16 protein-coding genes and 1 riboswitch are annotated in these 14,306 nt (G+C 70.1%); of the genes, 9 read left to right on the top strand and 7 right to left on the bottom strand.

The genetic code is table 11. The annotated features are described in order from the left end of the window. Position 1: 1 nt before the first annotated feature. Positions 2 to 859: a helix-turn-helix domain-containing protein gene (locus tag QA861_RS30330; RefSeq protein WP_334591866.1), complete on the bottom strand. Its 858-nt coding sequence runs from the start codon at positions 857 to 859 to the stop codon at positions 2 to 4. 212 nt (positions 860 to 1,071) lie between these two features. Between QA861_RS30330 and QA861_RS30325 the strand changes: the two genes are divergently transcribed. Then, positions 1,072 to 1,533, top strand: a complete 462-nt coding sequence (locus tag QA861_RS30325; protein ID WP_334591865.1) for an ATP-binding protein — start codon at positions 1,072 to 1,074, stop codon at positions 1,531 to 1,533. A 105-nt stretch (positions 1,534 to 1,638) separates the two neighbouring features. On the opposite strand, the gene QA861_RS30320 is transcribed toward QA861_RS30325, so the two are convergent. From QA861_RS30320 to QA861_RS30310, 3 genes are all read right to left on the bottom strand, one after another. Further along, positions 1,639 to 2,112, bottom strand: a complete 474-nt coding sequence (locus tag QA861_RS30320; RefSeq protein WP_334591864.1) for a C40 family peptidase — start codon at positions 2,110 to 2,112, stop codon at positions 1,639 to 1,641. A 3-nt stretch (positions 2,113 to 2,115) separates the two neighbouring features. Further along, positions 2,116 to 2,295, bottom strand: a riboswitch (cyclic di-AMP (ydaO/yuaA leader). A gap of 382 nt (positions 2,296 to 2,677) precedes the next feature. After that, positions 2,678 to 2,986, bottom strand: a complete 309-nt coding sequence (locus QA861_RS30315; protein ID WP_334591863.1) for a hypothetical protein — start codon at positions 2,984 to 2,986, stop codon at positions 2,678 to 2,680. 7 nt (positions 2,987 to 2,993) lie between these two features. Further along, the gene (locus QA861_RS30310) at positions 2,994 to 3,638 is read right to left on the bottom strand and encodes an ATP-dependent Clp protease proteolytic subunit (protein ID WP_443041605.1); all 645 of its coding nucleotides are present in this window, start codon (positions 3,636 to 3,638) and stop codon (positions 2,994 to 2,996) included. A gap of 167 nt (positions 3,639 to 3,805) precedes the next feature. Between QA861_RS30310 and QA861_RS30305 the strand changes: the two genes are divergently transcribed. Next, entirely contained in the window at positions 3,806 to 4,093 is a 288-nt protein-coding gene (locus QA861_RS30305; protein ID WP_334591862.1) for a type II toxin-antitoxin system Phd/YefM family antitoxin, read from the top strand. 453 nt (positions 4,094 to 4,546) lie between these two features. On the opposite strand, the gene QA861_RS30300 is transcribed toward QA861_RS30305, so the two are convergent. Continuing rightward, entirely contained in the window at positions 4,547 to 5,515 is a 969-nt protein-coding gene (locus QA861_RS30300; protein WP_443041672.1) for an ABC transporter permease, read from the bottom strand. A gap of 163 nt (positions 5,516 to 5,678) precedes the next feature. Here QA861_RS30300 and QA861_RS30290 point away from each other — a divergent pair, with 163 nt between their 5' ends. The 7 genes from QA861_RS30290 (at position 5,679) to QA861_RS30260 (ending at position 12,230) form a co-directional block, all read left to right on the top strand. Next, on the top strand, positions 5,679 to 5,981 hold the full coding sequence (locus QA861_RS30290; protein WP_334591860.1) for an urease subunit gamma: 303 nt from the start codon (positions 5,679 to 5,681) through the stop codon (positions 5,979 to 5,981). 14 nt (positions 5,982 to 5,995) lie between these two features. Next, positions 5,996 to 6,307, top strand: coding sequence for an urease subunit beta (locus QA861_RS30285; RefSeq protein ID WP_334591859.1), 312 nt, complete (start codon positions 5,996 to 5,998; stop codon positions 6,305 to 6,307). Beyond that, entirely contained in the window at positions 6,300 to 8,021 is a 1,722-nt protein-coding gene (locus QA861_RS30280) for an urease subunit alpha (RefSeq protein ID WP_334591858.1), read from the top strand. Before QA861_RS30285 ends, QA861_RS30280 begins: the two co-directional genes overlap by 8 nt. Positions 8,022 to 8,076: 55 nt before the next feature. Then, positions 8,077 to 8,742 (top strand): urease accessory protein UreF, encoded by a 666-nt coding sequence (locus QA861_RS30275; RefSeq protein ID WP_334591857.1) that lies wholly within the window; start codon positions 8,077 to 8,079, stop codon positions 8,740 to 8,742. A 252-nt stretch (positions 8,743 to 8,994) separates the two neighbouring features. Beyond that, positions 8,995 to 9,675, top strand: a complete 681-nt coding sequence (ureG, locus tag QA861_RS30270; RefSeq protein WP_334591856.1) for an urease accessory protein UreG — start codon at positions 8,995 to 8,997, stop codon at positions 9,673 to 9,675. After that, positions 9,663 to 10,442 (top strand): urease accessory protein UreD, encoded by a 780-nt coding sequence (locus QA861_RS30265; RefSeq protein ID WP_334591855.1) that lies wholly within the window; start codon positions 9,663 to 9,665, stop codon positions 10,440 to 10,442. The genes ureG and QA861_RS30265 overlap by 13 nt, the downstream gene beginning before the upstream one ends. A gap of 192 nt (positions 10,443 to 10,634) precedes the next feature. Continuing rightward, complete coding sequence (locus tag QA861_RS30260) at positions 10,635 to 12,230, top strand: alpha/beta hydrolase (protein ID WP_334591854.1); 1,596 nt, start codon at positions 10,635 to 10,637, stop codon at positions 12,228 to 12,230. 84 nt (positions 12,231 to 12,314) lie between these two features. On the opposite strand, the gene QA861_RS30255 is transcribed toward QA861_RS30260, so the two are convergent. Next, positions 12,315 to 13,337, bottom strand: a complete 1,023-nt coding sequence (locus QA861_RS30255; RefSeq protein WP_334594887.1) for an NAD-dependent epimerase/dehydratase family protein — start codon at positions 13,335 to 13,337, stop codon at positions 12,315 to 12,317. Positions 13,338 to 13,447: 110 nt separating this feature from the next. Next, positions 13,448 to 14,197, bottom strand: coding sequence for a lysophospholipid acyltransferase family protein (locus QA861_RS30250; RefSeq protein WP_334591853.1), 750 nt, complete (start codon positions 14,195 to 14,197; stop codon positions 13,448 to 13,450). Positions 14,198 to 14,306 lie beyond the last annotated feature (109 nt).

Genomic DNA, 14,306 nt, shown 5'->3' with positions numbered 1-14,306 from the left:
CTCACACGCCGTGATGCAGACCGGCGATGAAATCCAACGAATCCTCGGGCGAAAGGGCGTGGATCTGAAGGGTGTTGAAGGCCTCGCTGTAGGCCCGGAGGTCTTCTTTCCGTTCGAGGTAGAGGCTACTCATCATCTGGTCGAGAACAACCACATCCAAGTCAGAAGTGCTCGGAAAGGAAAAGATAACGAAAGGGCCGGTGATGCCGATATACGCCCCCGCGGTGAACGGCAGGATCTGCAGCCGCACTTGAGGCAGCCGGGTCGCTTCCATGAGCCGCTCAAGCTGACGCGTCATCACCTCGGGGCCGCCCACTTCGCGGCGCAGCACCGCCTCGTCGAGGACCGCGCTCAGCGTCAGCGGCCGGTCCGAACGCAGCACGTCCTGCCGGGCCAGCCGCACCTCGACCAGGGCGTCGAGCCGCTTCTCCTCCAGGCCGTCCACTGCGGCCCTGGTCACCGCACGGGCGTACTCCCGGGTCTGCAGCAGCCCCGGCACCACCGAGGTCTCCAGCGTGCGCATGGTGCCGGCCTGCGACTCCAGGCTGATGAAATCCCGGTAGGCGGGCGGCAGTACGCCACGGTAGGCATGCCACCAGTGGTTCCGGTCGCCGTCCTCGGTCCCCGCCAGCACGAGCAGCAGCTCGCGCGACTCGCCCTCGGGGACGGCGTACGCGTCCAGAAGTAACCGGACGTCCGCCGATTTCACCCCGCTCGCGCCTGTCTCGATCCGGCTCACCTTCGACTGGTGCCAGCCCACCAGACGGGCCGCCTGACCGCTCGTGAGCCCGGCCCTGGCACGCAGCGCGCGCAGTTCGGCACCCAGCTTTCGGCGGCGCACCGCGGGACCGTACTGCATGGGCCACCCCTTACTCCTGATGAGCCGCCCGAATACGTTCTGGGGTCGCAGAGTTCACCGCTTCGAGCGACAGATATATGCATATCTTGGTGGATCGCACCCCGTGACCGGCGCCGGAATGGCAGTCTGGCGCGAAGCACCAGTCCGGGACCGTACTCGAACCAGCCGCTCCTTGTCGGGCCCCGGTCCTGTGGGAAAGGGACGACGTCGCCATGGCAGACCACCTGGAAGCATCCGTCATTCTGCCGAGCGATCCCGCCTCGGTCTCCGCCGCCCGCGCGTATGTCGCCAACGTGCTGGCGGAATGGGGCCTGCCGGGTGACTCCGAAGCCGCCGACAGCATTCGCCTGATCATCTCGGAACTCGCCACGAATGCCGTACAGCACACCTTCGGGTTGTCACCCACCTTCACGGTGGACATCGCACTCGATCGTGACGAACACCTGCGTATCGGGGTGACCGACAGCCACCCGCGCTTCCCCAAACGGCTGCCCGCCGCCGTGCAGCAGGACAACGGGCGCGGGATGGTGATCATTCGCTGGCTGACCGCCGAGTCGGGCGGCAAACTGCGTGTCCGCCCCACTCGGGAGGGCGGTAAGACGGTGTCGATCGAACTGCCGTGGACGGTCCCGGCCAGACCCCCGGTCACGGCGGCGGGCCAGCAGGAGCCGTAGCGGTTCGGCTCCGCGCTCCGCCGCGCCGTCCGGACGGTCACAGGCAGGTGGCACGGGTCCCGGGGCGGGACGGCGGCTCCAGGCCGCCGGCCCGCCCCGGGCAGGTCAGTTGACCCGGCCGTACCAGACGCTCTTCGTCCAGATCTTCTGGAGCCTCACGACATCCCCGGTCTTCGGGGAGTGCCAGATCTTTCCCTTCCCGGCGTAGATGCCCACGTGGTAGACGCTCGAGCCCGAGTGGAAGAAGACCAGGTCCCCACCCCTACGGCTCTTGGCGGAGATGTGCTTGGTCTTGTTGTACTGGGCCGCCGCCGTACGTGGCAGGGACTTGCCCGCCTTCTTGAACGAATACTGCGTCAGACCGGAGCAGTCGAACCTCTTCGGTCCCGCGGCGCCGTACTTGTACGCGGAGCCCTTCTTGGAAGCCGCGATCTGAAGCGCCTTCGTCGACGGAGCGACCGCCGCGGCGTCGGGTGCGACACCGGGGATCACCAGGCTGCCGCCCACGGCGACAAGAGTCAGAGCCGAGGCCGTACCGGCCCGGGTCATCAGCGACGGGACACGATTGAGCGCAGACATGCGCAACCCTTCGTCAGCCGCCTGTGAAGGATGACCTGTCGGATTCGGGCTGACAAAGTTGCCCGGCCGCTGACGCGGCTTCACCCCAAGGGCTGCTCGGCCCGGTCATGGCGTGACCGTTCCGGCGACCCGTCGTGCCTGGGTCCTCCACTCCTGCCGATGCACATCTGTCGACCGGTCATCCAGGCGGCGGCAGGACTCGGCGTCCGCCCGGATCGCCCCGCCGCTTGTGGCGGGGGCTTGTCGTCAGGAAGGGATCTTGGCTCATGGAAGTAGGAAAATCCCAATGGAACCGGGGCTTTGTGGTGTTACTCACCGCTGGCCCATTCGGGTGGACACCCGTACCCCCGAAGGACTTTCGAGGGGGTCGCGCACCCTCGGACCAGGGGTTGAGCGGTCTCGATTCGGTTAAGAACTGGGCGTGTCGCGCAAGTCGAGGGGGTCGGACGACGGATCCGCGACTACTCCGAACGGGGGATGTCATCCAGTCACTTCCCCATCCGTTCCGGACAGTCCGTCGCCCGACGAGTGAGCCCGCCCGATGCGGTTCCGTGGGTGAGGCGCGTCAACTGGCGGGCTCGCGCGGAACGGTGACACGCGCCGTGCGGCGCTCCCCGTCCAGGACGCGCAGCGCGCGCGCCAGCGTATGGGCGTGCACCTCTGCCTCGCCCCGCTGGTGCATCAACTCCAGCGCGTCCCGCAACGCCACCGCCTTGGCGACGAGCGCCTGCGCGGCCCGCAGCCCGCGGTAGGTGTCTCCGTGATAGGCGGGATTGATACGGCCGAGCAGATCGGCCACTTCGAGGTAACGGTCGATCAACTCGCCCTCCGCGCGCGTCAGCGCGGGCAGCGGAGGCAGGTCGGGCGGAAGCATCGGCGGCTCACCTCGTACCGGGGGTGGGGTGCGACGACTTGCGGCTGCGCACGATCCGGTCCACCAGCCCGTATTCGAGAGCGGCCTGGGCGTCCAGGATCTTGTCCCGCTCGATGTCCGCGGCGACCCGCTCCGGGCTCTGGCCGGTGTGCCGTACGAGCAGTTCTTCCAGCAGGCTACGGACCCGGCCCAACTCCTGGGCCTGAATGGCGAGATCGCTCACCTGCCCATGGACCGGCCCGGACAGCGAGGGCTGGTGGATCAGCACCCGGGCCCCCGGCAGCGCGCTGCGCTTGCCCGGCGTACCCGCGGCCAGCAGCACGGCCGCCGCGGAGGCCGCCTGCCCCAGACAGACCGTCTCCACCTCGCAGGTGACGAACCGCATCGTGTCGTAGATCGCCGTCATCGCGCTGAACGAGCCGCCGGGGGAGTTGATGTAGAGGGAGATGTCCCGGTCGGGTGCCAGGTACTCGAGATGCATGAACTGGGCCATCACGTCGTTCGCCGAGGTGTCGTCGACCGGCGTCCCGAGAAAGACGATCCGCTCCTCCAGGAGCTTCGAGTACGGATCCAGCGTCCGGCTTCCGGAACTGGTGCGTTCGGTGAACTCGGGCAGGACGTAACGGGCTGACGGGTCGTCGATGTCGTTCATGGCGCGCGCCTCCTCGATGGGTTCCGTAAAAAATGTACAGGATGTACAGAGCCTGGCGCGAGGCTCCGGAAGGTGCTCGCTGACAGCGGAAAACCCGGTGGAACAGCCCGCTCCACGGGCTTCGCCGCTCGGCGGGGCTGTCCGAGGGCGGGTCTAAGCTGGAACACATGGCCTACGAGATTCCGGTGACGCAAGCCAGGGCTGAACTCGCCGACCTGATCAACAAGGTGGTGTACGGCGGTGAACGCGTCGTCGTGACGCGGCACGGCAAGCCCCTCGTCGCCCTGGTCTCCGCGGCCGACCTGGAACGCCTCGACGAACTGGACGCCGCGGAGGAACAGGTCGTCGGCGCGGTCTCCAGCGCGGTCTCCGGCGTCAGGGAGGTCGCTGCCGCCCCTGTCGAACGGCAGCGGTTCGGCATCGCGGCGGAACACCGGCGGCCCGGGGCGCGCTGAAACGGACGGGCGGGCGGAGGTGTGGCGGGGCGCGGCATGAGAACGGCCGGGCGCCGCCTCTGACGCAGCGGGACACCTTGTCGGTTGTGCGGCTCTGGCGGGCGAGCGGAGGTGTGGCGCGGCACGAGAAGGACCGGGCGCTCCCTCCGCCGCAGCGGGGCGCTTTGTCGGTTGTGCGGGCTTGGTGGGCGGGCGTGCGGGTGGTGGGGTGCGGCGGGAGGTGGGCTGGGCGCCTTCTCCGCGGCTGCGGGGCGCCCGGTCGGTTGTGCGGCTGTGGGGCCCCCGCCCTGACGAGAAGCGTGCGTTGCTGTCCTGCGGCGGCTGTTCTCCTTCGCCATGGGGTCGGCGCTGCGCTGCGCCTGACGGGCGAGGTTGCCCTCCGGCTGCCGGCCGGGTGACCCGCCGCACAACTTCCTCCCCGTCCGACGCAAGGGTCGGTTCCGGCGTGGGTGGTCAGTTTCCGGGGGTGGGCGCCCGCCCGGCGGCTGCTGTGTCGGGCTCGCTGTCGCGGTCCTCCGTACGGCGCTTGAGCGCGCTGCCCAGCAGAACGGCACCCAGCCCCAGCGCCGCCCACCACGTCAAGGTCAGGACGGGACCGAAGGACGCGGCTCCGTCGAAGAAGGACACCGAGCGGAGGAGAGAGGCGCCGGCACCCGGCGGCAGCCACTGACCGATCGTGCCGACCGGCTCGGGCAGCAGTTGCGGGGCACTGGTCGCGCCGGAGAACGAGTTGCCGAGCAGGATCACGGTCAGGCCGCCGAGGCCGATTCCCGCCGTTCCCAGCAGCGCGGCGAGGCCGGCGACCGCGCCGCTCACGGCGAGCGTCGTCAGCCCCAGCACCGCGGCCTCGGTCCACCAGTCGCCGGTGAGCACACCGAGCCAGCTGTGCACGAGCGCGGCGGCGGCGACACCGACCAGCGCGGCGGCGGCGAGCAGCGCGCCCACCGCCCGCACCCCGCGCAGACCGAGCAGGGCGACCACGGCCCCGGCGGCCACACCGGCCAGCGCCAACGGGAGCACACTCGCGCCGAAGGCGGCCCCGCGCGGGTCGTTCACGGCGGCGGGGACGACGTCGACGGTGGTGACCTTTGCGCCGGGGTCGCCGGATCGCGCGGCCTGTGCGGTCACCGCCTGCTGGAGGAACTGGGCGACGAGGGGGCTCGCCGCCGACGCGGTGAGCAGCTTCGGACCCTGGGCGGTGACGACCACCGCGCCGTATACGGTCCGGTTCTCGACGGCGTCCCGGGCGGCGGCCTCGTCGGTGTAGGAGTGGAGCCCGAAGGCGCCCTTGTGCGACGCCGACGTACCGGCCGAGAGCGTTGCCCGGACCATGATCGCCGCGGCCCAGGGCTTCGTCGCACAGATGGCCCTCTTCGGCGGCGCGTCGGTGGAAGTGTTCCAGGACGGTCTGCGCGGTCTGATGAGCTTGGGCGGGCCCGCTCGACGTGACCCGGGTGGATCACAGGCCGGTTAACGTCCTTGAAACTCCGGGCAACTAGCGTGCCCATCTCGTCACCTGCGGTTTTGGTGGCACCGGACAACCGGACCCCGCACGGTCCGGAGCGAGGATGTGAGGTGGCAAGCCGTGCAACTGACCCCGCACGAGCAGGAGAGGCTGCTGATCCATGTGGCGGCGGACGTGGCCGAGAAGCGCCGGGCCCGCGGGCTCAGGCTGAACCATCCCGAGTCGGTCGCGCTGATCACCTCGCACATTCTTGAGGGCGCCCGTGACGGACGTACGGTCGCCGAACTGATGTCCTCCGGGCGCACGCTGCTGACCAGAGAAGACGTGATGGAGGGCATCCCCGAGATGATCCACGACGTCCAGGTCGAGGCGACCTTCCCGGACGGCACCAAGCTCGTCACCGTCCACGACCCGATCGTCTGAGGGGAGTTGCTGCCGTGATTCCCGGAGAGATCCTTTTCGCCGACGGACCCGTGCTGTACAACGAAGGCCGCGAGGTCACGACGATGACCGTGCTGAACGCCGCCGACCGGCCCGTCCAGGTCGGCTCCCACTACCACTTCGCCGAGGCCAACCCCGGCCTGGAGTTCGACCGTGCGGCAGCGCGCGGCAAGCGGCTCAACGTCGCCGCCGGTACCGCCGTGCGCTTCGAACCCGGGATCCCCGTCGACGTAGAACTCGTTCCGCTCGCCGGTGCGCGCATCGTGCCCGGGCTGCGCGGGGAGACCGGAGGTGCCCTCGATGCCTGAGATCTCGCGTGCCGCGTACGCGGACCTGTTCGGCCCCACCACCGGCGACCGTATCCGGCTCGCCGACACCGACCTGCTGATCGAGATCGAGGAGGACCGCAGCGGTGGTCCCGGTCTCGCCGGTGACGAGGCGGTGTTCGGCGGCGGCAAGGTCATCCGAGAATCCATGGGCCAGGCTCGCGCTACGCGCGCAGACGGCACCCCCGACACGGTCATCACGGGCGCGGTGATCATCGACCACTGGGGCATCGTCAAGGCCGACATCGGCATCCGGGACGGCCGCATCACCGGCATCGGCAAGGCCGGCAACCCCGACACGATGGACGGGATCCATCCCGACCTGGTCATCGGTCCGGAGACCGAGATCATCGCCGGCAACGGCCGGATCGTGACGGCGGGCGCCATCGACGCGCACGTCCATCTGATCTGCCCGCAGATCGCCGACGAGGCACTCGCGTCCGGCATCACGACCCTCGTCGGCGGCGGTACAGGCCCGGCCGAGGGTTCGAAGGCGACGACGGTGACCCCGGGCCCCTGGCACCTCGCCCGGATGCTGGAGGCGATGGAGCAGTACCCGCTCAACTTCGGCCTGCTCGGCAAGGGCAACACCGTCTCCCACGACGCGATGCTCTCCCAGATCCGCGGCGGGGCCCTCGGCCTGAAGATCCACGAGGACTGGGGCTCGACGCCGGCCGCCATCGACGCGGCCCTGACCGTCGCCGACCGGACGGGCATCCAGGTCGCCATCCACACGGACACCCTCAACGAGGCCGGGTTCGTCGCCGACACGCTCGCGGCGATCGCGGGCCGGGGCATCCACGCCTACCACACCGAGGGTGCGGGCGGCGGGCACGCGCCGGACATCATGTCCGTGGTCTCCGAGCCGCACGTCCTGCCGAGCTCGACCAATCCGACCCGGCCGTACACCGTCAACACCGCCGACGAACACCTCGACATGCTGATGGTCTGCCACCACCTGAACCCGACGGTGCCGGAGGACCTGGCGTTCGCCGAGTCCCGTATCCGGCCTTCAACGATCGGGGCGGAGGACATCCTGCACGATCTGGGCGCCATCTCGATCATCTCGTCCGACGCGCAGGCCATGGGCCGGGTCGGTGAGGTCATCATGCGGACCTGGCAGACCGCCCATGTGATGAAGCGACGGCGGGGCGCTCTGCCGGGCGACGGCAACGCCGACAACCATCGAGTACGTCGCTATGTCGCCAAGTACACGATCAACCCGGCCCTCGCACAGGGCCTCGCGCGGGAGATCGGCTCCGTGGAGACGGGCAAGCTGGCCGACCTGGTCCTCTGGGAACCCGCCTTCTTCGGGGTCAAGCCGCATCTCGTCATCAAGGGCGGCCAGATCGCCTACGCGCAGATGGGCGACGCCAACGCCTCCATCCCGACTCCGCAGCCGATCCTGCCCCGGCCGATGTTCGGGGCGATCGGACGGGCTCCGGCGTCCAACTCGTTCAACTTCGTCGCCCAGTTGGCGATCGAGGACGGGCTGCCCGAGCGGCTTCAGCTCGGTAAGCGGTTCGTCGCCATCGAGTCGACCCGCGCGGTGACCAAGGCCGACATGCGGGAGAACGACGCGCGGCCGGACGTACGGATCAACCCCGACAGCTTCGCCGTGCACATCGACGGGGAACTGGTCGAGGCCACTCCGGCCGCCGAACTGCCCATGGCCCAGCGGTACTTCCTCTTCTGATGGGTGCCATGGGTGTCATCGGCGTCATGGACGCGCTGCTCATGGGCGGGGCGCGATGAGCAGGGCCGCGCTGCTCGTCCTGGCCGACGGTCGCTTCCCCGCCGGGGGGCACGCACACTCCGGCGGGGCCGAGGCCGCAGTCAAGGCCGGGCGGATCACCGGCGCCGCGAGCCTGGAGGAGTTCTGCCGGGGGCGGCTGCACACGGCGGGGCTGGTGTCGGCGGCGCTGGCCGCGGCTGCGGCGATGGGGGTCGATCCGGTGCTCCTCGACGGTGCGGCGGACGCGCGGACGCCGTCACCGGCGTTGCGTGTCGCCGCGCGCAAACTGGGGCGGCAGCTGATGCGGGCGGCGCGGGCGACCTGGCCCTCGGCCGAACTCGACGCGCTGGCACGGGAGTTCCCCAAGGGGGCGCATCAGCCGGTGGTGCTGGGACTGGCGGCGCGGGCGGCGGGGCTGGGGCCTGAGGACGCGGCGTACTGCTCCCTGTACGAGAGCGTCAGCGGGCCTGCGACGGCGACGGTCCGGTTGCTGAGCCTTGATCCGTTCGATGCGACGGGGGTGCTGGCCCGGTTGGCGCCGGAGCTGGATCGCGTCGCGGACCGGGCGGTGGAGGCGGCGGCCGTGGGGGAAGTGGACGCGTTGCCTGCGGCTGCCGCGCCGATGCTGGAGGTGGGGGCGGAGGGGCATGCGGGGTGGGCGGTGCGATTGTTCGCGTCATAGGGGAGTTTCTTCGCCCCCGCCGCCCCTACCCGTCCCATCCCTGGGGGCTGCCGCCCCCAGACCCCCGCTTCGGCCCTGAAGGGGCCTCGTCCTCAAACGCCGGACGGGCTGGTATTTCAGCCTCTCCGGCGTTTGAGGAGCGGGGGTTCGGGGGCAGCGCCCCCGAGGATGGGACGGGTAGGGGCGGCGGGGGCGAAAGAAGCCAAGGCACACAACAGCAGCAGACCGAGACCAGAACCGGAGCCGTATCCCATGCACCTCGACCACTCCCACCCCCAAGCCGGCGCAGCCGTGAGCGCCGACGCGCATCGCCCCGACGGCACTCGTCGAGCGCTGCGTATCGGACTCGGCGGTCCCGTCGGGTCCGGTAAGACCGCCACCGTCGCCGCCCTCTGCCGTGCCCTGCGCGCGGAACTGTCCCTCGCGGTCGTCACTAACGACATCTACACCCGCGAGGACGCCGAGTTCCTGCTGCGCGAGGCCGTGCTGCCGCCCGAGCGGATCACCGCGGTCGAAACCGGCGCCTGCCCGCACACCGCGATCCGAGACGACATCTCCGCCAACCTCGAAGCCGTCGAGGACCTGGAGGACGAGGTCGGGCCGCTCGACATCGTCCTCGTGGAGTCCGGGGGCGACAACCTCACCGCCACCTTCTCCAAGGGTCTCGTCGACGTGCAGATCTTCGTCATCGACGTCGCGGGCGGCGACGACATCCCGCGCAAGGGCGGTCCCGGCGTCACCACCGCCGACCTGCTCGTCGTCAACAAGACCGACCTCGCGCCGTACGTCGGTTCCGACCTCGGCCGGATGGCCACCGACGCGAAAGCGGCACGCGGGGAGAGGCCCGTCGTCTTCCAGTCGCTGCGCGGTGAGGCCGGCATCGAGGACGTCGCCGCCTGGGTGCGGGCCCAGTTCGCGGCATGGACGGCATGACCACCGGCGTACGGGCCACCGCGCGGATCGTCGCCCGGCCGGACGGCCGGGGCGGCACCGCCCTGCCGGTGCTCGACGGCGACGGCCCGCTGGCGCTGCGTCGCATCCGCGCGCACGGCGACGAGGCCCGCGTCATGCTGGTCGGCGCCATGAGCGGCCCCCTCGGCGGCGACCACTTCACCGTCGAGGCGCGCGTGGAGGAGGGTGCCCGACTGCAGCTGGGGTCCGCCGCGGCCACCATCGCACTGCCGGGCCAGGCGAAGGGGGAGGCCCGTTACGACGTACGGATCGAAGTCGCCGACGGCGGTGAACTCCGTTGGCTGCCCGAGCAGTTGATCTGCGCTCAGGGCAGCGAGCTGTACGTCGGCACACGCGTCGACCTGGCACCGGGCGCCCGCCTCGTGTTCCGCGAGGAGCAGGTGCTCGGGCGCTTCGGCGAGGAGCCCGGGCGGCTCTCCAGCCGTCTCACGGTGCGGGTCGGGGAACGGGTCGTCCTCGATCAGGAGCTGGCCTGCGGTCCCGGCGCGCCGGGCGGCTGGGACGGGCCCGCCGTGCTGGCAGGACATCGAGCACTCGGTCAACTGGTCGTCGTACGGCCGGAGTTCACGGACACGCCGGGCGAGGCCCGGTTGCTGGGGGAGAACGCCGCGCTCGTTCCGCTCGCCGGCCCCGCCGTACTGGTGACCGCGGTCGCGTCGGACGCGCTGCGGCTGCGCCGGGTGCTGGACGAGGCGCTGGCGGCCCTGGCGCCCGCCGGTGACGGCTGACCCACCCGGCCGCCCCGCCCGCCCTTCGAACACGGCAAATCCGCACACCACACCGGATATCCGCTCAGCGGAACTCGGGTCACCGTTTATCGGATTGGCAAAGAAGGCTGCCAACCCCCTGTTCACAGGTCCCTCACAGCGGCGAGGATCCCCGACGACGACCAAGCACAACTACGTACGGGGAGGTCCCACTTGCGAGGCACCAGACTGACGAGACGAGCCGCCGCGCTCGGTTCCGCCGGAGCACTCGTCACGACGACCCTGATAGCCGGCGCCGTCGCGGCGCCCTCGGCCACCGCGGACGCCCGCCACGGTCAGGACCGTGAGACGCGCGGCGCGGCCATCACCGCCGCGCGAGCCGCGAAGGCCGGAATCGACTGGCAGGACTGCCCGGGCGACTGGGGCCTGGAGAAGCCGATCCAGTGCGGCTGGGTCACGGTGCCGCTCGACTACGCGAAGCCGTACGGCAAGCAGATCAAGCTCGCCGTCGACCGCATCGGCAACACGGGGACGAAGGGCGAGCGGCAGGGTTCGCTCATCTACAACCCGGGTGGACCGGGCGCCTCCGGGCTGCGCTTCCCGCGCCGGGTCACGACGAAGAACCCGCTGTGGACCAACGTGTCGAAGGCGTACGACTTCGTGGGCTTCGACCCGCGTGGAGTCGGCCACTCGGCGCCCATATCCTGCGTCGACCCGCAGGAGTTCGTGAAGGCGCCCAAGCTGGACCCGGTGCCCGGCACGGAGGCGGACAAGCGCGCCCAGCGCGCGCTGGCCCGTGAGTACGCGGAGGGCTGCTACGAGCGCAGCGGCGAGATGCTCCCGTACATGACCACGCCGAACACCGTCCGCGACCTGGACGTCATCCGTGCCGCGCTGGGGGAGAAGAAGCTCAACTTCCTCGGTGTGTCGTACGGGACGTACATCGCGGCCGTCTACGGCACGATGTACCCGGGGCACGTCCGGCGCATGATCGCCGACAGTGTCGTCAACCCGTCGCGCGAGAAGATCTGGTACGAGGCCAACCTCGACCAGGACGTCGCCTTCGAGACGCGCTGGAAGGACTGGCAGGACTGGGTCGCCAAGAACGACGCGGTCTTCCACCTCGGTACCACGCGAGCCCAAGTGCAGGCGAAGTGGCTGGAGTTGCGGGACACCGCGAAGAGGAGCCCGATCGGCGGGCTGGTCGGACCGGCCGAGCTGATCTCCTTCTTCCAGAGCGCCCCGTACTACGACTCGTCGTGGATTCCGGTCGCCACCGTGTTCAGCAAGTACGTCGCGGGTGACACCCAGGCGCTCGTCGACGCGGCGGCCCCCGACCTCACGGACACCGCGGGCAACGCGGCCTCCGAGAACGGCAACGCCGTCTACACGGCCGTCGAGTGCACCGACGTCAAGTGGCCCACCAGCTGGAAGAAGTGGGACCGCGACAACACCCGGCTGCACAAGAACTACCCGTTCATGACCTGGGCCAACGCCTGGCTGAACCTGCCGTGCGCGACCTGGCCGGTCAAGCAGCAGACCCCGGTGAACGTGAAGTCCGGCAAGGGCCTGCCGCCCGTACTGATCGTGCAGTCAACGCGTGACGCGGCCACCCCGTACGACGGTGGCGTCGAACTGCACAAGCGCTTCAAGGGCTCCCGTCTGATCACCGAGAAGGACGCGGGCTCGCACGGCGTGACCGGGCTCGTCAACCCGTGCATCAACGAGCGGGTGGACACCTACCTGCTCACCGGCAAGGTCGACGCGGCGGACGTGACCTGCGCCCCGCACGCCACCCCGAAGCCGTAACCACGGCCGTAGCGGTCAGCCGTCGTACGAGGTGAGGGGCGGCCGGAGACTTCTCCGGCCGCCCCTCACCGGTCGCGGGTCCCGTCACGCGAGCCAGGCGTCCTCCGCCGCGTAGTCGAAGAGGTCGCCGTACGTCTCGTACATCTTGGGATACGCCTCCCGCCAGTCCCGCCCGGCCAGCCGGCCCTCGATCCAGGCGACGGTCTCCGGCAGGCTCTCCGCGTACGTGACCACGGGCCGGTACCCCAAGTCCCGTTCCGCGGCGGACATGTCGCACACCACGGGGACCGGAACCGACCACGGGGTGTCGCCCACAGTGGGCGCCGGGGGCGGACCGTCCACCAGAACGTTCTCCACCCCGGCCGCCGCCTCGACCCCCATGACGGCGTCGATCGCTCCGGCGATCTCCGCCACCGTCGGCGCCTCGGGATCCACGGCGTTCAGGGCCCGGGAACCCGGACGCGCGGCGGCCAGCCGGATCAGCTCGGCGATGTTGTGGACGCTCGCCGGATGGAAACGGCTCGCACCCCCGTAGGGAAGGACGCGCCGGCGCCGCCCGTCCAGGTTGCGCTTGACGAAGTACAGCTCGCGCGGGCTACGGCAGTACGGCCCGTGGATCGCGCCCGCCCGCAGCAACGTGGCCGGCAACTGGTCGCCGACGGCGAGCAATTCACGTTCGAGGCCGGCCTTACGGGTGCTGTACGTGCTCTCGCCCGGCCGGACCGTGCGTTGCTCCTCGGGGATGGGCACGGGGTACTCGGGGAAGCCGTCGGGCTCCGCCTGCGTGTCGAAGTTCCGGCCCTTGGCATCCTCGTACACGGACACGCTGGAGATCACCACGGCCGACCCGACCCGGCCCGCGAGACCGGTCAACTGCCGTGCGTGCTCGGGCCCGTAGGCCACCAGGTCCACGAGCACGTCACATCCCTCGCCCACGACAGCAGCGAGCGCCGCGTCATCGGCCCGGTCGGCGGCCGTGACCCGCACCTCGTCCGGCCACTCCGTGTCCCGCCCACCGCCCCGCGATACGGCGGTCACCTCCCACCCGTCCCGGGCGAGCGCCCCCACGGCCACCCGCCCGATCTGCCCGGTCGCCCCGATCACCACAGCTCGTCTCATGGAGCGACGGTAACCGCCTGGACCGACGATTCCGGGAGGACTTAGCTACGAGCAGACCGTGGCTGCGGCCGACAACCCCGGCACGCCACCCCGGCAGTTCAACTGAGCGGCATTCGCGGGAACTTACGCCCCCGCTGCTCCTTCTCCGCCTTCTTCTCCGCGGCCTTCTTCTCGGCCTCCTCCTTCTTGGCGACGGCCGCGTACTGGTCGACGTACTCCTGCTCGGAGAGGGAGAGAATGGCGTACATGATCTCGTCGGTGATGGCCCGCAGCACCGCCTTCTCGCCTTCCATCCCCTCATAGCGGGAGAAGTCGAGGGGCTTGCCGAAGCGGATCCCCACGGGATGGAGGTTCGGAATGACCTTGCCCGGCGGCTGCGCCTCGAAGGTGCCGATCATCGCGCACGGGATGACGGGCACCTGGGCCCTGAGCGCCATGACGGCGACCCCGACCTTGCCCTTGTACAGCCGCCCGTCGTGCGACCGGGTGCCCTCCGGATAGATACCGAGCAGCTCGTCCTTGCTCAGCACCCCGAGCCCCTCACGGATCGCCGCCTGCCCGGCCTCCTTGCCGGACCGGTCCACCGGGATCTGTCCGGCGCTGCGGAAGAAGTACGCGGTCAGCCGCCCCCTGATCCCGGGACCCGTGAAGTACTCGGCCTTGGCGAGGAAGGTGATGCGCCGTTTGAGGATCGCGGGCATGAGGAAGTGGTCCGAGAACGACAGATGATTACCGGCGACGATGGCGGCGCCCGACGAAGGCACGTGCTCGAGCCCCTCGATCCGGGGCCGGAAGACGAGTCTCAGCAGCGGCCCGAGCAGCACGTATTTGAGTACGTAGTAGAACAAGGGGCTCGCTCCTCAGATCAATGCAGGTCAACCCAGGTCAACGGGGTGCGCGTCGGGACGTCAGTGTATGTGCCGAGGCGGTCGCCTGTAACGGGGGTGATCAGCCTCA

It is taken from the genome of Streptomyces sp. B21-083 (assembly GCF_036898825.1).
Classification (GTDB): domain Bacteria; phylum Actinomycetota; class Actinomycetes; order Streptomycetales; family Streptomycetaceae; genus Streptomyces.
This window is presented reverse-complemented; position numbering and strand designations above follow the sequence as displayed.